The organism is Erythrobacter longus, from assembly GCF_000715015.1.
GTDB lineage: Bacteria > Pseudomonadota > Alphaproteobacteria > Sphingomonadales > Sphingomonadaceae > Erythrobacter > Erythrobacter longus.
On the sequence record NZ_JMIW01000001.1, the window covers coordinates 330784 to 352632 of the forward strand.

Consider the following 21849-nt stretch of genomic DNA (forward strand, 5'->3'; position numbering starts at 1 on the left):
CCGAGTGCTGGCGGGGGCTTTTGTCTTGAAGATACGCTTGCCAGATGGGCGCTCTCCCAATAGCCTTTGCGACGAGAGAAAATTGGGGAGAGTGATTATGCGCGTTATGGCACACGGTTTGGGAGCTTTGCTGGCATCAACCGCATTGGCGGCCACAGCGGCCGCCGATGATCACGCGGCGTCTGAACAAGGGACGTTTCAGGCTGATATCACCCGCACCACGCACAACATCGCTCATATTGAGGCCGAGACCTGGGAGGGCGTGGGGTACGGCGTTGCCTACGCGTATGCGCAGGACAATATCTGTATGCTCGCCGAAGAATTCGTCAGCGTGCGCGGCGAACGTTCGCTCTATTACGGGCCCGAGGGACGCAACGAGCTTGGCCTGAGGGGCGCTGACAATCTTACGTCCGATGTATTCTTCCGCAGTCAGATCAATTTGCCCGCCCTTCGCGAAGGGTTAGAGGGCTCCAGCCCGATTAATCAGGCGCTTATTGCGGGCTATGTGGCGGGATATAACCGCTTCTTGTTCGACAATCCGGTTGCAACCTTGCCTAAGGAATGCCGCGATGCGCAGTGGGTACGCCCAATCACCACCGATGATATGCTGCGGCTGAACGAAAAAACGATGCTTTTGGCCAGTTCGCTTCAATTTGCAGGTGCGATTGCCAACGCAGCGCCGCCCAGTGACACGGTGGCCATTGCAGACCCACAGGCCATCACATTCCCCGATCCGCCCGAACCCAATTACGGCAGCAATGGCTGGGCCTTTGGCTCAGAGGCGACTGCCGACGGAAAAGGCCTTTTGATCGGTAATCCGCATTTCCCGTGGGAAGGGCCAGCGCGCTTCTGGCAGATGCATGTGAGGGGCCCGTACGGGTATGATGTTATGGGCGTTGGGATCGCGGGAACACCGCTTCCAACGCTTGGTTTTAACAAAGATGTTGCCTGGACCCACACGGTGACCGCCGCGCGCCACTTCACCGTTTACATGCTTCAACTCGCTCCCGGTGACCCCACCAGCTACATGGTCGATGGCGAAGCGGTACCGATGGAAGAGACGCTTGTCAGCGTGCCGATGCCAGGAGAGGAAGAGCCTTTTGAAACTGTGCTTTACTCGACCCAGTTCGGCCCTGTTGTCTCCCTGCCCAGTGCAGGGGCGCAGTGGACACGGCAAATGGCTTTCACCTTGCGCGATGCAAACACCGGCAATCAGCGCGGGATGGATGCATGGCTTGGCATCGGCTTTTCGAGCACAGTTGGCGAAGTCGAAAGCGCGATCAGCGAGACGCTCGGCATTCCGTGGGTGAACACAATTGCTGCTGACCGCGAAGGCAATGCTCTCCACGCTGATATCACGGCTGTCCCTAATGTGAGCAAAGAGTTCATTCATGGCTGCTCAACCCCGTTCACCCAGATGGTCGAAGGGCAAATCACACTGCTAGATGGCAGTCGTTCTGAGTGCGATTGGATGTCACAACCCACAGCTGCGTCGCAGCCCGGCCTGATGCCCGCAAACGATCAAGCCTCCCGCATTCGCAAGGACTATGTCACCAACTCCAACGACAGCTATTGGCTGAGCCACGCAGGCGAGCCTTACCGCGAATTGTCGCCTATCCTTGGGGGGCACAAAACCCAGCTTTCTCTGCGCTCAAGGTCAAACTTTATCGAAACAGAGGCAATGCTGGCAGCGGGTCCAATGGATCATTCCCGCGCACAGGAACTGGTGTTCGGCAACAAAGTGCTGTCCGCGGAAATGGCGTTGGATGCGGTTCTGGACCTTTGCGAAGGCAACAACGCGCTTGCAGAGGCGTGCGGCGTGCTCAGCCGCTGGGATCGCCGGGTGAACAATGAAAGCAAGGGCGCGCATCTGTTCGTTGCTTTCTGGGAAAAAACACCGGGCGGGCCCAATTTTTGGAACACGAAGTTTGACCCCGAAAATCCGGTTGCGACACCAGCGGACCTCAATATCGAAGGGGACGCAGGCGAGAAGCTGCTGACCGCTCTGCGTGAGGCGGTGGAGCAGCTTACCGAGGCTGGCATTGCTCTTGATGCCTCATTGGGAGATGTGGTCACACGCGCCAGTGGTGATGAAAAAATCGCCATCCACGGCGGTCCGGGCGGTCCCGGCATCCTCAATATGCAGCGCTCTCGCCTGATTGAAGGCGGCATGACCCCGGTGCACGGCTCCAGCTACATCCAGATCGTCGGCTTTGATGAAGACGGCCCGGTCGCCGATGCAATCCTCAGCTATTCGCAAAGCACCGATCCGGCTTCACCGTTCTACGCGGACCAGACGCGGCTTTATTCTCAGAAGAAATGGCACCGCCTGCCGTTTTCTGATGAGGAGATCGAGGCTGCGCGCATTGGAGAAACGCTGACGATCAGCGAGGAAGCTGCCGAGTAGGGCGCAGCGCGCAGCGCACCGCGCCCCTTCGCGTTATTCCACCGGCAGGAAATCAGGCACCGACAGGTACCGCTCGCCGGTATCATAGTTGAAGCCCATGACGCGTGAGCCTGCTGGCAGTTCGGGGAGCTTCTTGGCAATCGCGGCGAGTGTTGCGCCTGAAGAAATGCCGATCAGCATGCCTTCCTCGCGCGCGGCTCTGCGGGCCATTTCCTTGGCGTCTTCGGCATCGACCTTGATCGCGCCGTCAATCGCATCGGTGTGGAGGTTGCCGGGAATAAACCCTGCTCCAATCCCCTGAATCGGGTGAGGGCCGGGCTCGCCGCCATTGATAACAGGCGAGGCCTCTGGCTCGACTGCGTATGCTTTGAAGCCTTTCCAGTGCTTTTTAAGCTCTTCCGCGCAACCCGTTAGGTGGCCGCCCGTGCCAACACCGGTAATCATCACGTCAATCGGTGTGTCGATAAAGTCCGCCAATATCTCTTGCGCAGTCGTTCGAGCATGAATGGCCGGGTTCGCGCCATTGTCAAACTGGCTTGGCATCCAGGCGCCTGTCGTCGTCTCAACAATCTCGCTTGCACGCGCAATCGCACCCTTCATGCCTTTTTCCTTGGGCGTCAGATCAAAAGAGGCACCATAGGCAAGCATCAAACGGCGGCGTTCAATCGACATCGATTCTGGCATAACGAGGACGAGCTTGTAGCCCTTAACCGCAGCCACCATGGCAAGGCCAATGCCAGTGTTGCCAGACGTGGGTTCAACGATTGTGCCGCCGGGCTTAAGATCGCCCTTGCTCTCCGCATCCTCGACCATGGCAAGCGCGATACGGTCCTTGATCGAACCGCCAGGATTGCTGCGTTCTGATTTCAGCCAAACTTCGTGGTCAGGAAACAACTTTGACAACCGAATATGCGGCGTCGCGCCAATCGTTTCGAGAATGTTTGCAGCTTTCATCGGTCAGGCTCCCTGAGAGTGTTTTGTTGCCCGTTCTTCTAACAGATCAACCTCTAGAAGGTCATCGGGCGGATCGAAGGTTTTTGTGTGTCTTAATACGGGGAATATACGGCTCCACAACGCAACGGTTACAATTGCGCCCACACCGCCCGCCACCAAAGCGGCAACTGGCCCGATCGCAAAGGCAAGCGCGCCGGAGAAAGCATCGCCGCCTTCATTGGAGGCGCTGATTGTGAGCATGCTGACAGATGAAACTCGCCCGCGCTTGTCGTCCGGGGTGTGCAATTGGATGAGCGACTGTCGCACATAGACGCTGAACATATCAGCCGAACCGATGATAAAGAGCATCGCAAGGCTCAATGCCATGTTGCGCGAAAACGCAAAAGCGATTGTCGCAAGGCCAAAGACGAACACCGCCCATAGCATCTTGGGCCCGACTTGGGTCCTGAGCGGGCGGAAAGAGAAATAGGCAGCGGTGAGAGCAGCTCCGATACCCGGCGCCATGGCAAGCTGTGCCAAACCATCTGCGCCCACTTGCAAAATGTCCCTTGCGAAAACCGGGAGGAGCGCATTTGCTCCGGCTAAGAACACGGCAAACAGGTCTAGCGTAATCGCGCCCAGAACCATCTTGTTTCGGCCGACATATTGCAGGCCATCAACAATGGCACCGATAGGGCGTTGGTCCTTGCGCATCGCGGGTTGAGGGACTTTGCCAACACTGCTCAACGCCAGAAATCCGACGATGTAGAGCCCAAAGGCAGCCACATAGGGAAGGGGGGCGCCGAGCGAATAAAGGTATCCACCCATAGCCGCGCCCAGGATCGTGCCCAATTGCCATGCAACCGTGGAAACCGCGATCGCCGTTGGCAAAAGCTGTTTTGGCACAAGGTTGGGGGCAAGCGCGGAATAGGCCGGGCCAGCAAATCCGCGTGCCACCCCTAAAAGCACAGCAACCGCGAACAGGATCGGCAAAGAAATTGTGCCAGCGTAAGTGAACCAGCCCAGCACGCCTGCGCAGACCATCTGCAAAAGAATGGTGAGCAGCGCCAAGCTGCGGCGGTCAAATCGGTCTGCGGCAAGCCCGGTAAAGGGGGTGAGCACAAACAGAGGCAGGAATTGCAATAGCCCGATCAAAGCAAGCTGGCCGGAGGCAGCGGGAATGCTCATCCCCGCATCGCGTGCCAGATTGTAGGTCTGCCACCCGATGATCAAAATCATTGCATATTGGCCAAGCGTCATCGCAAACCGCGACGTCAAATAGGCGCGGTAATTGTGGACCTGAAGGGGATGGGTTGGGTCTTTAGAAGTCACCCATGCGCCATGACAGGCGCGCGAAGGCTTGCCAAGCGAAGGGTTTCAACGCGGGGCTAAACTTAGGGTTCTAGCGGTTTTTCCAGTGGCTGTTTTTAGCGCCCGCGGCGAAGGCGTGGATTGGGTTGAAGCGTGTCAATCATTGCGACGAAATCGTCGAGACGGATGATGCGCTCAAACTGGAAACCAGCACGTTTTTCACGGGTCCAGATCACATAGGCTTCGATCCGGCCAACAACCGGCAGGCGAATAATTACCCGCTCACCCCTGCCAAGACTGTCAGCATCATCGACCATAAAGCCGTGCGCCGAGATGTTGCACACGTGCAGATTGATATCGCCTTTGGAATAATGCTCGACGATCACCGGGAAATCCACGGGGTGACGCGCCGCGCGCCGCATGTCTGTTACGCTTAGATTTGCTCCGCCTGCCACAGGCCCAGCCCTCCATTAAACCTTGCCCGAACCCATGCGGACAATCTGTAAAATGAGAGAAAAAGGCTGATATTTGGTAAAGCGCGTGGGACAGTTTCAAAGTTAACTGTCTTTCCTAGGCATCTTCGCCTCTTTTCAGTTACGCTCAAAGCTCCTGCGCAGGTCGTCAATCGGGCATGCTAAACCGTTATGAGGCCGTGCTTTTTCTTGCCAAGGCTAAGTTTTAGCGGGTGCCCGTCTTGCGGATGCACGACATATCCTGCGTCCAGGATGACATCCCCGTCGATCTTGACCGCGCCTTCGGCAATCTTGCGCTTTGCCTCTTTATTGGAGGCGGTAAACCCAATCCCTGTGAGCACTTCCAACAGGCGCGCGCCGCCGTTGCCAGCAGCAAAGCTGGGCAGATCTTCACCAGCACCGCCGCCAGCGAAAGTTTCGCGCGCGGTTGCTTCTGCGCTCTTTGCTGCATTAAGCCCGCGCACCATCGCGGTCACCTCATTGGCAAGCACGGCCTTGGCATCATTGATCTCAGCACCCTCAAGCGCTTCCAAGCGGGAAATTTCATCCAAGGGCAAATCGGTGAAGAGGCGAAGGAATTTGCCCACATCACGGTCATCGGTGTTGCGCCAGTATTGCCAGAAATCATAGGCCGGAAGCGCGTCTTCATTAAGCCAGATGGCCCCATCAACCGATTTGCCCATCTTGGCACCGTCGGCCCGCGTGATGAGAGGCGCCGTCACCCCGTAAACCTCGCGCGCATCAATGCGGCGGTTAAGTTCAATCCCGTTGACGATATTGCCCCACTGATCGCTTCCGCCCAGTTGCAGCGTGCAATCATAATCGCGCGCCAGCACAAGGAAATCATACGCCTGCATGATCATGTAATTAAACTCGAGGAAGCTCAAAGGCTGTTCTCGATCAAGCCGCGTCTTCACCGAATCAAATGTCAGCATCCGGTTGATCGTGAAATGCGGCCCCACATCGCGCAGCATCTCGACATAGCCAAGCTTGCTGAGCCAATCATCATTGTTGATGAGCAGCGCGCCGGTCTCGCTATCGTTGAATTCAAGGATACGTTCAAAACTGCCTTTAATGCCCGCGATATTGGCCGCGAGCCTTTCATCCGTCATCAATTGCCGCGTTTCATCCTTGCCCGAAGGATCGCCGACTTTGGCGGTGCCGCCGCCCATGATCACAATCGGGCGGTGGCCTGCCTGTTGCAGCCGCTTTAGCAGCATGATCGAGGCCAGGTTGCCAATGTGGAGCGAGGAGGCTGTGGGATCAAATCCCACATAGCCGGTGATGACCTGTTTTTTGGCACACGCGTCCAATGCGCCCGGATCGGTGATTTGGTGCAAATGGCCGCGTTCTTCGAGCAGGCGCAACAGGTCGGATTCGTAAGTCATAAATGCGCGCTTATCAGTGTGGGCCCAAGTGGGCTAGGGGGCGCGGGCTAGGGGGCATGCGCCAAGGGCGCATCCTTGGGGGAAAGTCACTTGCGCAAGCTATCTCTCTTGGCGATAGGAAGGGTCATGAAACCTTTGATGCTCCACAACTCTTGCGACCTTGGCCCGATCCGTTCTGTCACTGCCGAGGTGAAGGATACAGATGTCGGGTGCGAGGCCCGCTTCAGGCTTGAGGGCGGGGTCGATCGCATCAAGATACCCGCAGCTGCACCATCGGTCAGGACCGATGATTTGTGGAAGACCACCTGTTTTGAGATTTTCTGGCAACCTGTAGGCGGCACCTATTACCGCGAGTTCAACCTATCGCCTTCGGGACGCTGGGCCGCGTATGATTTTGATAATTTCCGCGAAGGAATGCGCGATGCGCCCGTCGATGCGATTTCATTGAGCGTTGCCCAAGGGTCATCGAACGGCGTCGGCGAGCTTGAATTGATTGCGACCATTGCCTCTGAATTGCCTACGCCAGCGCAAGTCGCCTTGAACGCGATTGTCGAGCACGAGGATGGTAGTTTGCAATTCTGGGCGCTCGCCTTCGCGCCGGGCAAGGCCGAGTTCCACTCCGAAGCGTGCCGTCAATGGGTCCTCGGGGGCGAATAGGAAGATCTCGCTTCTAAGGGGCGCTTGCATCCCCAAATGGACGGTTCCGGCGCACGATCTCAAGGTTGAGAAGCAGCGCAAAACTGACCCAGCAGATGTACGGAACGTTCAGCCACCCGGCGAGCGTGGAATAGCTGGGCAGGAACAGGCACAAGGATAAAACCGAAAGCCAGAGAAACACGTTTTCAAACAAGGCCCAGTCGGGCCGCTTAATTTTGAAAAACAGCGGCGACCATGCAAAATGCAGGATAAAGTTGATCCCGAACAAGGTGCCGATGAACATCACATCGCTCGATGTTTGTGCCCCTGATACGGCGAGGTAAAGGCTCCAGCCCGATAGTCCAAGGATCAAGGTCCATGCAGGACCAAACAGCCAGTCAGGCGGCTGCCAGCTTGGCTTATTGAGGTTGCGATACCACTCACCAATATCGGTAAGCAGGCCGCCCGCGCCGCCAAGAATTATCGCCCACGATGCCGCGACAAGAGCCAAGGTCCAATTAATATCCATGCGGTTTCCTACACACTTCGAACTGGATTAGATACAGCCAAGCTACGCATTTGCGCGCGCAAGCTATGCATCCGGCATTGCGTTTGAAGTGCCCTTGCGCCAATTCGCTTGTCATGACTTCACAAGTGAAATTCGGAATTGACCGCCTGCTCGAAAATGCCGAGCTTTTGGATGAGCTAAAAGGCCGCCGTGTCGCCCTTGTCGCGCACCCTGCCAGCGTGACGCAGGATTTGACGCATAGCCTTGATGCTCTGATCGCGGCAGGCGTCAATGTGACCGCCGCTTTTGGCCCACAGCACGGGCTTAAAGGCGACAAGCAGGACAATATGGTCGAGACGGCTGACGAGATGGATGCCGAATACGGCATTCCGGTCTTCTCGCTTTATGGCGAAGTGCGCCGGCCAACGGGCCAGATGATGTCTGCCGCGGACGTGTTCCTGTTCGACCTTCAGGATTTGGGCTGCCGGATATACACCTTTGTGACAACGCTGCTCTATCTGCTGGAAGAGGCGGATAAGCTCGGCAAAGAGGTGTGGGTATTGGACCGCCCTAACCCGGCAGGGCGTCCGGTAGAAGGCGCCATGCTGATCCCGGGGCATGAAAGCTTCGTTGGCGCTGCTCCCATGCCGATGCGCCATGGGCTGACTCTGGGAGAAATGGGCCACTGGTTTGTTGAGCATTTCAACCTTGGTGTGGCGTACAAGGTTGTCGCAATGCAAGGCTGGAAACCGGATGAAGGCGGCAAAGCGATTGCAAGCGGTTATGGCTGGCCGGAAGACCGCATTTGGGTGAACCCGTCACCCAATGCCGCAAGCCTCAACATGGCGCGCTGTTACGCGGGCACCGTAATGATCGAAGGGGCAACCGTTAGCGAGGGCAGGGGGACAACGCGGCCCCTGGAGGTCCTGTTCGGAGCGCCTGACATCAACGCCAAAGCAGTGGCGAAGGAAATGCTCAGCATGGCGCCCGATTGGTGCGCGGGTGTGACAATGCGCGATTGCTGGTTTGAGCCGACATTCCACAAGCATCAGGGCAAGCTATGCAACGCGCTTATGCTCCATGCCGAAGGGCCAGACTACGATCACGATGCGTTCAAGCCGTGGCGGATGCAAGCGCTCGCATTCAAGGCGATCCGCAATCTTTACCCGGACTATGAGCTGTGGCGCGGAACGGATTTCAAATACGAATACACCAATGACCTGCTTGCGATCGACGTCATCAATGGCGGGCCTTCCTTGCGCGAATGGGTCGATAATCCGAGCGCGGCTCCCGATGATCTGGACGCGATGGCCTCTGCTGATGAAGCGGCGTGGATACAAACCGTGCGGACACATTTGTTGTACTAAGGGCGTGATTGATGAGCATTGAAAAGCCCATTGCCGCCTTCGACGAGGCAGAGGCCGACCGCAGACTGACGGCAAACAACCGCGATGCGACAGCAATGCTGGCCAAGGCGGACAACCGTATGTTTGCTGGGGACAGGCGGGCTGCGGGGGCCTATTATCAAGCTGCCCTCCAACTGCTTTCACAATCAGGGCAAGGGCAGGGGCCGGACGCTCAGCGCGCGTTTGAAGCGATGCAGTGGATCAACGCGCGCTATGTCGAGCATATGGTCAAAGGCGTCGAGGAAGCCGGGCACCCGCGCAAGGATTGGCATCCGCGCTTCACCCGATCACTGGCGATGATGATCGGCCAGATCGAGCGCCCACCCGAAGCGCGGCAGTACCCTCAAAATCCAATGACCATGTTCTACGCCGACATGAAGTACTGCGAATTTGCATCCCGCGATGCATTCGATTGGGCCGAAGCGTTAGAAGCACGCACAGATGCAATCCGGGCGGAAGGTGCAAAGCTTCTAAAAGAGGGCACGCATCTCTCGGCTTACGTCAAGAAAGTCGGCGACCGACCGCAAGGCGATGTGCACGGCATGCTCGAGAACGAGGATTGGTCGAGCTTCGAATTGTCGCAAGGCGGCGAATTTGTGCCCGAACGCACCGCTCTTTGCCCCGATACCTATGACGCTCTCAAGGACCTGCCGCTGTGCCGGATTAAGGGACGCGCGCCCACGCCGATGTTCTCACGCCTTTCCCCCGGCAAGCGCATCCCGCCTCACACCGGCATGATCAATGTCCGCTACATCTGCCATCTGCCACTGATCATCCCGGGCGAGGGCGCGCTGCGTGTTGGACATACGACGAAAAGCTGGACCGAGGGCGAGCTTATGATGTTCGACGACAGCGTTCAGCATGAGGCTTGGAACGATGCGGACAAGGACCGCCTGGTCCTGATCTTCGACGTATGGCGCCCGGAATTGGAACAGGCCGAACGCGAACAGCTAAACGCGCTTTTCCAGGCGGTCGATAGCTATTGAGGGTGCAGTCTGAGCACCCTGTCAGGCCCCTGTTTCCTGTTCAAATCGCACACAGTATCACGGCTTCGCGGGCAACAGGTATGGTCCGTTAGGATCTGCTGAAGGAAGCGGTTGGATGTCGCCTTGTGAACCCATCATCACCATAACCGAACATCCGTCTTGCTCTCGGTGTACGGCGTAGATCGCATAGGGTTTTTCAGGTGACGCGGGCTCGCGCTCAAGGAGAGGGCTCTGGCCTATTGCCTTGCGAGCTTGTGATATGTGGTCACGGCATTTTTCGACTTGAGCCTGAGTAGCTTCAGGATCAGATGGGAGAACACCTAGGCCAATTTGCGGTGAAACAGACCCTCCCCCGGTTTTTGTTGCCGTGTCCAGCGTAACAACTTCATTTGAAGCTGTTGCTGACGCTGTGCCGATCAAGGCTAAAGAAGAAACCAGAACCAAAAATTTGCTCATCATTGCCTCCGTTGAGTACACTTGCAAGAATCAACTATAACGCGCTTGGATCGAAGCTTAATGTCCTTGCTTCCGGCTCAACTCGCGCATGGCATCATCCAATCCCTCAAGCGTTAGGCTATACATGCGGTCGTTCACGAGCTCTTTGAGCATCTTGGTCGACTGCGAATAGCCCCATTGTTTTTCGGGTACGGGGTTTAGCCACACGGTTGCAGGATAGGTGTCGGTCACCCGCTTCATCCAAAGCGCGCCGGCCTCGTCGTTCATGTGCTCAACGCTGCCGCCTGCATGGGTGATTTCATAGGGGCTCATCGCCGCATCGCCCACGAAGATCACTTTGTAGTCGTGGCCATATTTGTGGAGGATGTCCCAGGTCTTGGTGCGTTCCTGCCAGCGGCGCTTGTTGTCCTTCCACACGCCTTCGTAAAGGCAGTTATGGAAGTAGAAAAATTCGAGGTTTTTGAACTCGGTAGTGGCCGCACTGAACAATTCTTCGCACAGCTTGATAAACGGGTCCATTGAGCCGCCGACATCAAGGAACAACAAGAGTTTCACCGCATTACGGCGTTCGGCTCGCATGTGGATGTCGAGAAAGCCTTGCTTGGCCGTGCCATCAATGGTCGCGTCCAGATCCAGCTGATCCTGCGCTCCTTCGCGCGCAAAGCGGCGCAGACGGCGAAGGGCCATCTTGATGTTGCGGGTGCCAAGCTCTTTGGTGCTGTCGAGGTTTTTAAACTCGCGCTTCTCCCACACCTTTACGGCGCGCTTGTGCTTGCTCTCGCCCCCGATCCGCACGCCTTCGGGATTGTAGCCTGAATTGCCAAAGGGGGAGGTGCCGCCCGTGCCAATCCACTTATTGCCGCCTTCGTGGCGCTTTTCCTGCTCGGCGAGGCGTTCCTTGAGCTTTTCCATAAGCTCGTCCCAATCGCCGATCTTCTCGATCTCGGCCATTTCCTCATCGGTGAGGAATTTCTCGGCAACCGCCTTAAGCCAATCCTCGGGCACGTCGACGGGGTTTTGGCCGTAATCGGACATGATGCCTTTGAAGACCTTGTGGAACACCTGATCGAACCGGTCGAGCATCCCTTCGTCTTTCACAAAGGTCGCGCGGCTGAGATAGTAAAACGCCTCGGGCGTCTGCTCGATCACGTCCTTATCTAGCGCCTCAAGCAGCGTCAGATGTTCTTTGAAACTTGCGCCAATGCCAGCTGCGCGCAGCTCATCCATGAAATTGAAAAACATGGACGCTTTCCTAATCGCGAAAAACCGCTCTTACTAGTCCCATTGCACAGCTGCCCATCTTAAGCCTTCGATAACCATCTTTTGACAAAGCAGTCTGCGTCTTAAGGGGACCAAAAACGATGAAGCCTATCACAATCGATACTGACCATGCCTCTGCTCTTGGCGCTATACCGGAGAAATGCGGGGAAGTGACAGTTGGCTGCACCGATGTGGCGGGCATTGTCGATGCGGTGATTACCTCATCGGAAAAGCTTCGCAAAGAACACGAGGCCCTGCGCGGCACAGTCGCAGCGCTTGAGGGTGACCAGATCAAGGTTTCCGAGGCAAGCGACGAAGCCCGCCTCCTTTCTGAACGGGCCATCGAACGATTGAACGAAGGGACCGAGCTGATCCAATCATCGCTTGGTCAGATTACTTCGATGCTCGAATTGGTCGGCGCGCTTGGGGAGCATGTTACCGGGTTTGCTGCAGCGATGGAGCAAGTTCGGCGGAGCGCCAAGGACATCGAAGAGATTGCCGAGACAACCAATATCCTCGCATTGAACGCCACAATCGAAGCGATGCGCGCAGGCGAGGCGGGGCGCACTTTTGCCGTGGTCGCGGATGAGGTGAAAAGCCTTGCCAATGACACCCGCAAAGCAACCGATGAGATCGCTGCGACTATCGACAAGCTTGGCGAAGAAGCCAGCTTCGTGATCACTCAGGTCGAAGAGGGGAGCCGGGCGAGCAAGGACGCGAAGGAATCCGTGTCTCAGATCGAAAACACCATCGCAAGCGTCGGGTCACTGGTCGAGGAAGTGGACCGCCAGAACGATGTTATCGCAAGATCCACCGGAACGATCACAGGCCACGTCGATGCGGTTCAAAAGGTCCTGATAAGCTATGAAGGCGCTACCCGAGACAACGAAAACCAGCTCAACGGCGCAAGCAAGAGGATGGAGGAGCTCGAAGCGACGGCAAACGATATGTTTGACAGCCTCGTAAAAGCTGGGCTCAGCCCGCACGACAACATAATGGTCGAGCAAGGCCAAGAGCTGGCCCGGAAGGTTGCAAAGGCATTCGAAGCCGCCATTGAAGCGGGCGATCTTGAAGAGGCGCAAGCCTTCGATCAGGACTATGTCGCGATACCTGGCAGCAACCCGATACGGTATCGCACCGGGTTGACCGACTGGGCAGATGCGAATTTGCGTCCGCTGCTCGATGAATTGAAAGCGTCAGATAGCCACATCATTGCAGCTATTTGCACCGATACGAAGGGCTATCTGCCAACGCACCTCACCGAAATGTCCCGCACGCCTACTGGCGATGTAGTCCATGACACAAAGTATTGCCGCAATGGCCGCATCATCCTTGGCGCTATCGACCAGAAAGCCAAGGACAGCACCGCGCCATACATGATGTGCGTCTATCGCCAAGAAGGCGATGGCACCCAATATCGCGTGGTCCGGAACGTTTACATCCCGGTTTATATCAACGGTCGCCGTTGGGGCGACTGCGAAATTGCATATAGCCTTAGGTGACGATTTAGCTTGGATTGCGGCGCGCCATAAAGGCGAGACGTTCAAACAGCATCACGTCCTGCTCATTCTTGAGCAATGCACCATGAAGCGGCGGAATTGCGCTGTTTGGATTGGAATCCTGCAGGACTTCCAAAGGCATGTCTTCATTCAGAAGAAGCTTGAGCCAATCGAGCAGCTCGCTCGTTGAAGGCTTCTTCTTCAGGCCTGGTACTTCGCGCAGCTCGTAGAAGATATCCATCGCCTTTTTGACGAGCGTTTTCTGGATGCCGGGGAAGTGCACATCAATGATGGATGACATCGTGTCACGGTCGGGAAACTTGATGTAGTGGAAGAAACAGCGGCGAAGGAACGCATCGGGCAGTTCCTTTTCGTTGTTCGAGGTGATGACCACAATCGGGCGTTCTTTGGCCTCGACCCGCTCCTGTGTTTCGTAAACATCGAAGCTCATCCGGTCGAGTTCCTGCAACAGATCGTTCGGGAACTCGATGTCGGCTTTATCGATCTCATCAATCAAAAGCACGGGAAGCTCCTTGCTGGTGAAGGCTTCCCAGAGCTTACCCTTCTTGATGTAATTGCTGATGTCGTGAACGCGCTCGTCACCAAGCTGACCATCGCGAAGACGGGCGACCGCGTCATATTCGTAAAGGCCTTGCTGCGCTTTGGTGGTGGATTTGATGTTCCACTCGATCAGCGGGGCATTCAGAGCCTTGGAAATCTCATGAGCGAGAACCGTCTTGCCTGTGCCCGGCTCACCCTTCACCAGAAGCGGACGACGAAGAGTAACCGCTGCGTCCACCGCAACTTTAAGGTCGTCGGTCGCGATGTAATTGCTGGTGCCTTCAAAGCGTTGGTTGTTCGTGTCGCTCATGGGTTTTCCTTCAAAACGTATATCTTTGCGCACCCCGATACGGATGCGAGGGGAGGTGTGCAAGAGGGCAGTATTCTAGGCCTATGGCTGATACGCAAGAAGCCGCTGAGCGATGAGTTCAAGCGAGCTTGGGTCAAACCGCACGTCATCATCGCGCTGGCTAAGGGTCAATGCGTAATCGCGGCCTGCTTTGTCTTGGAGCAGCCAGGTCAGGTTGAGGACGCCCGGTTCCGAGCCTCCCTTGTAGCCGACGTAGTGGAATTTCTCGCGCCGCTCTTTGGACATGGAAGGGTTTATCGCCATGATTTCACGGGCCTGCGGATCGGCGGTTCTACCCATATATCCGAGCAAATTCGCAAGATCGCGGGCGCTTGCAAACCACTCAACGTCCAATGCCACCGGTGCGCCGGAGAAAGCGGCTGCGACCTTGTTTGGAGGGACGTCCACATCTTCGATCCCCTCCAAAATCTGTTGACGAACGTCCGCGTCGCTTCGTTGATAGGTTTCCAGGCGGCCCTTTGGCCCAGCTTTCAAAAGAAACATTTCACGCGTTTTGAGGAAGGGATTGTTGAGTTCGGGCTGTGAATGCCCACTGTCGATCACTGTCTGAAAAATCGCATCGCGCCCGAGTTCCTCAATCAAGGTGTCCGTTGCGGTATTGTCGCTGATTGAGATCATAAGACTGGCAAGAGTGTGCAGCGATAGCGGCGCATTTTCCGGCCAATCCTGGATCATCCCGCTTGGAAAACTTCGAGCTTGGCCAAGGGTCACCTGATCGCTCCAGCTGCGTTTCCCCTCCGCAATCTCGCGGGCAAGGGTCGCCAGCACATAGAGCTTGAAGGTCGACCCGATCGGCATTTGCTCAGCGGCTCTGGAGGATGCGATGGGCGGTGATGTTCCATCAAGGGGGCCAAACCACCATGTGACCTTGCCCGGGAGCGCGGCAAGATCGGTTTCGATTTTGGCGAGGCTATCATCGACCGGATCGAAGGTCTGGAAGAGAAGCTCGCTCACCCGGCTGGCGCTGCTTGGGTCAATCGCGATGGCGCCCTTGGTAATGGCGTGTTCCATCCGGATAGAAAGGGCCGAGCGCGTTGCGCCGGGCGACCCAAGGCTTTCAACGGAGAGAGCAGCCCCAAACTGCGAGGTGAGCTGGCTTGCAATGGCCTTGAATTGGTCTGGAGGGACTGCGCGCAGGAACGCATCGGTGAAGACTTCTTCCGGCTCAATCTCGCCATTCACAAGTGCCACGACTTGCTCCGCTCGATCGCGCAAAGGGGAAGTTTCAGATTCGTCAGCAATCGTGGTGGGCTCTTCTTGCGCGATCACTTGAGCAGGAAGCGCCGACACGAAAAACAGCCCGGCAAGCGTTTTAAGAACGACCTTTTTCACAGCGTTTCTCCCGATTACAGCCGGGCGCTGGCGCCAAGGCACACAAAGGCGAGTTGCGCGATAAGGACCATAATTGTGGCAATGCGCCAGCCAGTGCCCGCATCGCGCATCCCGCGCTCCCATGTCCACATCCCAATTGCGCCCGTCGCAAGGCTGGAAAGCGCAATGGTCAGCCAACCGGTTTGACCCACCAGCAGGACGAATATCGCGAACAGCACGACCATCTGAACCAAAAAGGCAGCCGCAAACCATGCGATGGGGATGGGCCGATATTTGGCGTCCGGAATATGCCAATCGGGGATCGCGCTATCAGGCCGCGAGATACGCCTGTCGCCAGCATAGATATCCTCTTCGCGCGGGTCGGGGTAATCGCCCACTCTATTGGAGCCCTTATCAGGCATCAATCATATCGCGGTCCATTTCGCCCGCGCGGTTCTGGATGAAGTTGAAGCGGTGCTCCGGATTGCGGCCCATCAATTGGTCGACCAATTCCTTGACCCCGGCACGGTCTTCGAATTCTTGGGGCAGGGTAATGCGGATCAAGCTTCGCGTTTCCGGGTTCATCGTGGTTTCGCGAAGCTGCTGCGGGTTCATTTCGCCCAGACCTTTAAACCGGCCTACTTCGACTTTCTTGCCCTTGAACACCGTCTCTTCAAGCTCAGCCCTGTGTGCGTCATCGCGGGCATAACGGCTCTCTTTGCCAGAGGTCAGACGGTAGAGCGGCGGTTGGGCAAGGAACAAATGCCCTTTGCGCACAAGCTCAGGCATTTCCTGGAAGAAGAACGTCATCAAAAGCGTCGCGATGTGCGCGCCATCGACGTCCGCATCGGTCATAATGATGATCCGGTCATAGCGCAGGTTTTCAGGATCGCAGTCCTTGCGCGTCCCGCAGCCCATTGCGAGGGTGAGGTCCGCGATTTCCGAATTGGCGTTGATCTTGTCCTTGGTGGCGCTGGCCACGTTCAGGATCTTGCCCCGGATCGGCAGGATCGCCTGCGACTTGCGGTCGCGCGCTTGCTTGGCAGAGCCGCCTGCAGAATCCCCTTCGACGATAAACAGCTCGGTTTCCCGCTCCCCTTCGCCCGAACAATCGGTAAGCTTGCCAGGCAGACGCAGTTTCTTCGCATTGGTCGCGGTCTTGCGCTTGATCTCGCGCTCTTGCTTGCGCTTGAGGCGTTCATCCATGCGCTCCATCACTTCGCCTAGAAGCGCTTTCCCGCGGTCCATATTGTCGGTGAGGAACAGGTCGAACTGATCGCGCACGGCGTTCTCGACGAGACGCACCGCTCCGGGAGAGGTCAGCCGGTCCTTGGTTTGTGACTGGAACTGCGGATCGCGGATAAAGACGCTGAGCATGACCTCAGAACCGTTCATTACATCGTCAGCGGTGATGTCCTTGGCTTTCTTGACGCCGGTCAACTCGCCAAAACTCCGAAGCGCCTTGGTCAGTGCTCCGCGAAGGCCCTGTTCGTGGGTGCCGCCATCGGGGGTTGGCACAGTGTTACAATACCAGCTTGTCGAGCCATCGGAATAAAGCGGCCATGCAATCGCCCACTCAACGCGGCCAGCCTCATCGGGAAACTCTTGGCGACCCGTAAAGGGCTGGGCCGTCACACATTCGCGCCCGCCAACTTGTTCTGCCAAATGGTCCGCAAGCCCGCCGGGGAATTTGAACACGGCCTCTTGCGGTACGTCATCGGATGAAAGCGATTCCACGCATTTCCAGCGGATTTCAACACCAGCGAACAAATACGCCTTTGACCGGGCAAGTTTGAACAGACGGTGAGGCTTGAAATTGCGCTCTCCGAAAATCTCTGTGTCGGGGACGAAAGTGACCGTGGTCCCGCGCCTGTTCGGGGCAGCGCCAACCACTTCGATAGGGCCAAGAGTTTGCCCCCTTGAAAATTCCTGCGCGTAAAGCTGTTTGTCGCGGGCCACTTCGACGCGGGTTTTGGAGGAAAGCGCGTTCACCACGCTCACCCCGACGCCGTGAAGGCCGCCGCTGGTCGCGTAGGCTTTACCCGAAAACTTTCCGCCAGAGTGCAATGTGGAGAGGATCACCTCCAGCGTGGATTTGCCGGGGAACTTGGGATGTTCATCCACCGGAATACCGCGCCCATTGTCCGAAATGCTTAACCGGTTGCCTTCTTCAAGGCGGATTTCGATCCGGTTCGCGTGGCCAGCAACGGCTTCGTCCATCGAGTTATCGAGGACCTCTGCCGCGAGGTGATGGAGTGCGCGGTCGTCGGTGCCCCCGATATACATACCGGGGCGGCGGCGCACCGGCTCAAGCCCTTCGAGAACTTCGATAGAGGAGGAATCGTAATCGCCGCTGGACGCAGGCGCATTTTCAAACAGGTCATCGGACATAGGAGGGATATAGGCACGGGCCCCGCCTGCTCACAAGCAGGGGGGAACCCGTTTTGCGCCGTTATTGCGCGAAATCCTAGTCACCAAAGCTGCGCGGAGCCGCGTCAACAGCGACAACCTGATTGCCTTTCACTTGCCGCACTTCGAGGGCGCGCTCTGCAACGCCGTTGCGCATAAAGCGGAACGGGCCATCAACGCCAAGAAAACCACCGCTGTCATAAAGCCGCGCCACAGGGAACCTGTCACCCACCCGCCAATCGCGGGCGATGCGCAAGGTCAGAAGAACAGAATCGTATCCCAAAGTGGCAATCCGGAATGGTTTTGTGCCAAAGCGGGCTTCGTAACTGTCTGAAAAGCGGCGAAAACGCCCATCAGACACAGCCGAGAACAAGGCACCATCGATCGATGCCGAACGGGTGAGCGCGCTCTCACCGCTCCACAATTCGGTCCCCAAAAGCCGGGTGCCTTGCGCCCCCTGACTGCGCAATTCACCAGCAGCCTGCATCGATAGGCGTGCTCCATCTGCGATAAGGACTGTGTCATAACCGCCCCGTTGACGAAGTCGCTGCGCCGCGCCGACAATCGACGTGTTACCGCGGGCATAGCGTTCAAAGCCGATCAGATTGCCGCCATAGTCACGCAAAGAATTCTGCAAGGCGCTGTACGCTTTTTGGCCATAGTCACCCTCGGGCAACAGGGCAGCAAAGCTCGACGAGCCATTGGCTCGGGCATATTGAACCGAGCGAGCAACAGATTGTTCGGGCACATGACCCATCACAAACACATCATTGCCAGCAACGCTTGCATCGTTGGAAAAGGCAATCGCGGGCACTCTTGCACGCGCTGCTGCGGCTTGAACGGCTGGCACATTATCAGCCATCAGCGGGCCAAGGATCAAACGGTTACCATCGGCAATCGCCCGCTGCGCTGCGGCGCCTGCACCGCCCGACGTGTCGTAGGTCGTGATGCGAATGTTGTCTGCATTTGTGTCCAAAAGCGCCATAGTGGTCGCATTGGCAATCGCCTGACCCACATCAGAAGCAGTTCCACCCATAGGCACAAGCAAAGCAACCCGGTGCCGTGTCGTATCGCTTGGCAATGCGGTCGCGCTTGGCTGAGCCGTGGGTGTTGGGTCTGGAATACTCGCCACTGTTTCTGTGCGCGGAACCACCTGACACCCGGCCAAAAGCGCAGCAGAACCCGCAATCAAAGCGGTGCGACGATTGAAACTGCGCTTCCAAATATCAGATGCAGCGCGCACCCACTTCGTGCCGAAAAACGACTTTTCCTTAACCTTCATTCTTGAAGACCCCTCAAAGCTCTATACTAGGATGGTTCCAATCACGAAGAAGGCCCGCTGAGCACACTGTGAGCACGCCGCCCCCAGAATCACCCGACCCATCGTCTGTTACCAAACCTCTTGATCCGGGGTTCTATATTGTTGCGACGCCAATTGGCAATCTTGGCGATGTAACGATGCGTGCAGTCGACGTATTGCGTTCGGTCAGCCTAATCGCTTGTGAAGACACCAGAGTTACCGGCAAATTGCTGAAGTATTGCCAGGTTTCCACCCGAATGCAGCGATATGACGATCATGCTTCGTCTGCGGTCAGAGAGCGCTTGATCGACATCGCCCGGCGCGAACCGGTGGCTTTGGTGAGCGATGCAGGTACGCCGCTTGTGTCTGATCCCGGATACCGTCTGGTGCGCGAGGCGAGGGAGGCAGGCGTTTGTGTCACCACCATCCCCGGCCCATGCGCGGCGATTGCGGGGCTGACACTGTCGGGCCTCCCCAATGACCGCTTTCTTTTTGCAGGCTTCCTGCCGGTCAAGGAAAAGGCGCGCAAAGAGACGCTTGAGGAATTGGGCGCGGTGGAGGCCACGCTGATATTTTACGAAACCGGCCCGCGTCTGTTGCGATCATTAGAGGCGATTGCGGAGCTTTATGCGACCCGCGAAGTGTCCGTTGCGCGCGAATTGACCAAAATGCACGAAGAATGCCGATCTGGCAGCGCAAGCGAATTGATCGAGCATTACACCGCGCACCCGCCCAAGGGTGAGATTGTCCTGATGATCGGTCCGCCAGTGCCCAGCGATGAGATCGTGGACTGCGACGCGCTGTTGCAAGAGGCGCTCACAGAAATGAGCGTCAGCAAGGCGGCAGGAAAGGTCGCGAAGGCCACCGGACTTGATCGGCAAACTCTTTACACCCGCGCGGTGGAGATCAAAAGCCAATGAGCGACAAACGCATCATTGCCGATCGCAAAGGGCGCGAGGCCGAGGCGCAAGCCGCGCAGTTCCTGATGCAGCAAGGTTTTGAAGTCGTTGCTGAACGCCGCAAGACCAAGCTTGGCGAAATTGACCTGATCGCGCGAAAACCGGGCCTTGTTGTCTTTGCAGAGGTCAAATGGCGCGCCCGCAAAGCTGACCTTGCAACGGCCATAGACGAACATCGTTTGGCCCGCGTGGCCGCCGCTGTAGAGGTCGTCGCACATGAATATGCGGGCGGCGGTGAGGACATAAGGATCGACGTGATCCTGCTTGCACCCGGATCACGCCCGACCCACATTGAAAACGCCTGGATGCCTTAGGAAACACGACATGACATTGAAGATCGCGGTCCAGATGGACCCCATCGAAGACATCAACATCAAAGGCGACAGCTCTTTTGCGCTCATGCTGGCGGCGCAGGAACGCGGCTATGAGTGCTTTGAATATCATGTCGAAAGCCTGACACTGGATGCCGATGACCGGCTGATTGCCGAATGTTTTCCGGTGAAGGTGAAGCGCGTCGTGGGCGATCACTTTGAAAAAGGCGCAGCGCAAAGGCTGGACCTTGGACGCGATATTGATGTTGTCCTGATGCGTCAGGACCCGCCTTTTCACATTGGCTATATCACCGCGACGCACATGCTTGAGCGGATCAAGGACGAGACCCTCGTGGTCAATGACCCGGCGAGTGTCCGCAATGCGCCGGAAAAGGTCATGGTCCTCGACTACCGCCAATATATGCCGCCCACATTGGTCACGCGCAGCGTCGATGAGGTTCGCCGCTTTATGGCTGAGCATGGCGCGGTTGTGGTGAAGCCCATCCACGGCAATGGCGGAAAAGCGATCTTTCGCGTGCCAGCAGACGGCGATAACCTCACAGCCTTGTTTGAGGTCTTCAACCAGACATGGCCCGAACCTCATATGGTGCAGCCCTTCCTTCCCGAAGTGGCGGAAGGCGACAAACGCATTGTCCTGATCGACGGGGAGGTAGCAGGCGCAATCAACCGCATCCCTAGCGAGGGTGAGTTCCGCTCAAACCTTGCAATGGGAGGCAGTGCAGAACCGACGGGCCTTACAGAGCGCGAGAAAGAGATTTGCGCTGCGATGGGACCAGACCTGAAACGCCTTGGCCTGACATTTGTCGGGATCGATGTGATTGGCGGCAAATGGCTGACCGAGATCAACGTGACCTCGCCCACGGGCATTGTTGCGATTTCGGAGTTTGACGGGACTGATCTTCCCGGGATGATCTGGGATGCGATTGAGGCGCGGTTGGGCGAGTAGGACCGCTTTTGATTTACAGAAAATAGTTTGGGACCGGCTGCTTCTGGGGATGATTGCTGTCGCTTAATCAACGCAAAGAAAGTGGCTGGCTATCCTGCCGCGTCGGACTTCGGCGAAGCAGCCAAAGGTGAGGTTTGAAGCCTCACAAGTCCCACTAACCTTGGTCCCGACAGAAGGTGGTCGATCACTGTCCCAGTCATCCACGATGCAGCGTCCGTCGCATTCGGAGCTGTCTTTACATCTTTTCCCGCCGTCGCTTGTGGGCACAACGCAAGCAGGCGAGCGGGTCAATCCCACCGGCTGCATTGACCCGCCCGAAGCTTCGCATTGTTCGGCCGGGGGAACCTGCAAAGTTGAGGGCGACGGATCACGAGTTTGACAGCTAGCCAAGAGCAAAA

At 57.0% G+C, this 21849-nt stretch carries 20 protein-coding genes; 8 read left to right on the forward strand and 12 right to left on the reverse strand.

What is annotated here, in order from left to right; all coding sequences use genetic code 11:
• Window positions 1-97 precede the first annotated feature (97 nt).
• Complete coding sequence (locus EH31_RS01625; RefSeq protein WP_241765799.1) at window positions 98-2407, forward strand: penicillin acylase family protein; 2310 nt, start codon at window positions 98-100, stop codon at window positions 2405-2407.
• 33 nt (window positions 2408-2440) lie between these two features.
• Here the strand turns inward: EH31_RS01625 and cysK are convergent, their stop codons facing one another.
• The 4 genes from cysK to tyrS all read right to left on the reverse strand — a co-directional run bounded on the left by cysK (window position 2441) and on the right by tyrS (window position 6512).
• Complete coding sequence (gene cysK, locus EH31_RS01630; RefSeq protein ID WP_034957669.1) at window positions 2441-3361, reverse strand: cysteine synthase A; 921 nt, start codon at window positions 3359-3361, stop codon at window positions 2441-2443.
• Between the two features lie 3 nt (window positions 3362-3364).
• On the reverse strand, window positions 3365-4600 hold the full coding sequence (locus EH31_RS01635; protein WP_081853168.1) for an MFS transporter: 1236 nt from the start codon (window positions 4598-4600) through the stop codon (window positions 3365-3367).
• Between the two features lie 167 nt (window positions 4601-4767).
• The gene (locus EH31_RS01640) at window positions 4768-5106 is read right to left on the reverse strand and encodes a PilZ domain-containing protein (protein WP_199796988.1); all 339 of its coding nucleotides are present in this window, start codon (window positions 5104-5106) and stop codon (window positions 4768-4770) included.
• A gap of 179 nt (window positions 5107-5285) precedes the next feature.
• A complete protein-coding gene (tyrS, locus tag EH31_RS01645; RefSeq protein WP_034957672.1) occupies window positions 5286-6512 on the reverse strand; it encodes a tyrosine--tRNA ligase in 1227 nt (408 codons plus the stop codon).
• A gap of 126 nt (window positions 6513-6638) precedes the next feature.
• Here tyrS and EH31_RS01650 point away from each other — a divergent pair, with 126 nt between their 5' ends.
• The gene (locus tag EH31_RS01650) at window positions 6639-7169 is read left to right on the forward strand and encodes a DOMON domain-containing protein (RefSeq protein WP_051698853.1); all 531 of its coding nucleotides are present in this window, start codon (window positions 6639-6641) and stop codon (window positions 7167-7169) included.
• A gap of 13 nt (window positions 7170-7182) precedes the next feature.
• On the opposite strand, the gene EH31_RS01655 is transcribed toward EH31_RS01650, so the two are convergent.
• Window positions 7183-7677 (reverse strand): TspO/MBR family protein, encoded by a 495-nt coding sequence (locus tag EH31_RS01655; RefSeq protein ID WP_034957674.1) that lies wholly within the window; start codon window positions 7675-7677, stop codon window positions 7183-7185.
• 125 nt (window positions 7678-7802) lie between these two features.
• On the opposite strand from EH31_RS01655, the gene EH31_RS01660 reads away from it, so the two are divergent.
• The gene (locus EH31_RS01660; protein WP_034958766.1) at window positions 7803-9023 is read left to right on the forward strand and encodes an exo-beta-N-acetylmuramidase NamZ family protein; all 1221 of its coding nucleotides are present in this window, start codon (window positions 7803-7805) and stop codon (window positions 9021-9023) included.
• Window positions 9024-9034: 11 nt separating this feature from the next.
• The gene (locus EH31_RS16640) at window positions 9035-10048 is read left to right on the forward strand and encodes an aspartyl/asparaginyl beta-hydroxylase domain-containing protein (protein WP_051698854.1); all 1014 of its coding nucleotides are present in this window, start codon (window positions 9035-9037) and stop codon (window positions 10046-10048) included.
• 57 nt (window positions 10049-10105) lie between these two features.
• Here EH31_RS16640 and EH31_RS01670 read toward each other — a convergent pair whose 3' ends face one another.
• Both EH31_RS01670 and EH31_RS01675 read right to left on the reverse strand, forming a co-directional pair.
• Window positions 10106-10504, reverse strand: coding sequence for a hypothetical protein (locus EH31_RS01670; RefSeq protein WP_152553425.1), 399 nt, complete (start codon window positions 10502-10504; stop codon window positions 10106-10108).
• Window positions 10505-10561: 57 nt separating this feature from the next.
• Window positions 10562-11746, reverse strand: a complete 1185-nt coding sequence (locus tag EH31_RS01675; RefSeq protein ID WP_034957676.1) for a vWA domain-containing protein — start codon at window positions 11744-11746, stop codon at window positions 10562-10564.
• Between the two features lie 119 nt (window positions 11747-11865).
• Between EH31_RS01675 and EH31_RS01680 the strand changes: the two genes are divergently transcribed.
• Window positions 11866-13266, forward strand: a complete 1401-nt coding sequence (locus EH31_RS01680) for a methyl-accepting chemotaxis protein (RefSeq protein WP_034957677.1) — start codon at window positions 11866-11868, stop codon at window positions 13264-13266.
• Window positions 13267-13270: 4 nt separating this feature from the next.
• On the opposite strand, the gene EH31_RS01685 is transcribed toward EH31_RS01680, so the two are convergent.
• The 5 genes from EH31_RS01685 to EH31_RS01705 all read right to left on the reverse strand — a co-directional run bounded on the left by EH31_RS01685 (window position 13271) and on the right by EH31_RS01705 (window position 19196).
• Window positions 13271-14134 carry an AAA family ATPase gene (locus tag EH31_RS01685; protein ID WP_034957678.1) on the reverse strand — a complete coding sequence of 288 codons (864 nt, stop codon included), beginning with the start codon at window positions 14132-14134 and terminating at the stop codon, window positions 13271-13273.
• 81 nt (window positions 14135-14215) lie between these two features.
• Complete coding sequence (locus EH31_RS01690; protein WP_051698855.1) at window positions 14216-15526, reverse strand: serine hydrolase; 1311 nt, start codon at window positions 15524-15526, stop codon at window positions 14216-14218.
• A gap of 14 nt (window positions 15527-15540) precedes the next feature.
• Entirely contained in the window at window positions 15541-15927 is a 387-nt protein-coding gene (locus EH31_RS17620; protein WP_034957679.1) for a hypothetical protein, read from the reverse strand.
• Window positions 15920-17896 carry a DNA topoisomerase IV subunit B gene (parE, locus tag EH31_RS01700; protein WP_034957680.1) on the reverse strand — a complete coding sequence of 659 codons (1977 nt, stop codon included), beginning with the start codon at window positions 17894-17896 and terminating at the stop codon, window positions 15920-15922. Before parE ends, EH31_RS17620 begins: the two co-directional genes overlap by 8 nt.
• A gap of 76 nt (window positions 17897-17972) precedes the next feature.
• Window positions 17973-19196 carry a penicillin-binding protein activator gene (locus tag EH31_RS01705; RefSeq protein WP_081853170.1) on the reverse strand — a complete coding sequence of 408 codons (1224 nt, stop codon included), beginning with the start codon at window positions 19194-19196 and terminating at the stop codon, window positions 17973-17975.
• Window positions 19197-19264: 68 nt separating this feature from the next.
• Between EH31_RS01705 and rsmI the strand changes: the two genes are divergently transcribed.
• Genes rsmI through gshB form a run of 3 tightly spaced genes read left to right on the forward strand, consistent with a single transcriptional unit; the run spans window position 19265 to window position 21451 of the window.
• A complete protein-coding gene (gene rsmI, locus EH31_RS01710) occupies window positions 19265-20134 on the forward strand; it encodes a 16S rRNA (cytidine(1402)-2'-O)-methyltransferase (protein WP_051698856.1) in 870 nt (289 codons plus the stop codon).
• Entirely contained in the window at window positions 20131-20487 is a 357-nt protein-coding gene (locus tag EH31_RS01715) for a YraN family protein (protein ID WP_034957681.1), read from the forward strand. Before rsmI ends, EH31_RS01715 begins: the two co-directional genes overlap by 4 nt.
• A gap of 10 nt (window positions 20488-20497) precedes the next feature.
• Window positions 20498-21451 carry a glutathione synthase gene (gshB, locus tag EH31_RS01720; protein ID WP_034957682.1) on the forward strand — a complete coding sequence of 318 codons (954 nt, stop codon included), beginning with the start codon at window positions 20498-20500 and terminating at the stop codon, window positions 21449-21451.
• The last annotated feature ends 398 nt before the right edge of the window (window positions 21452-21849 follow it).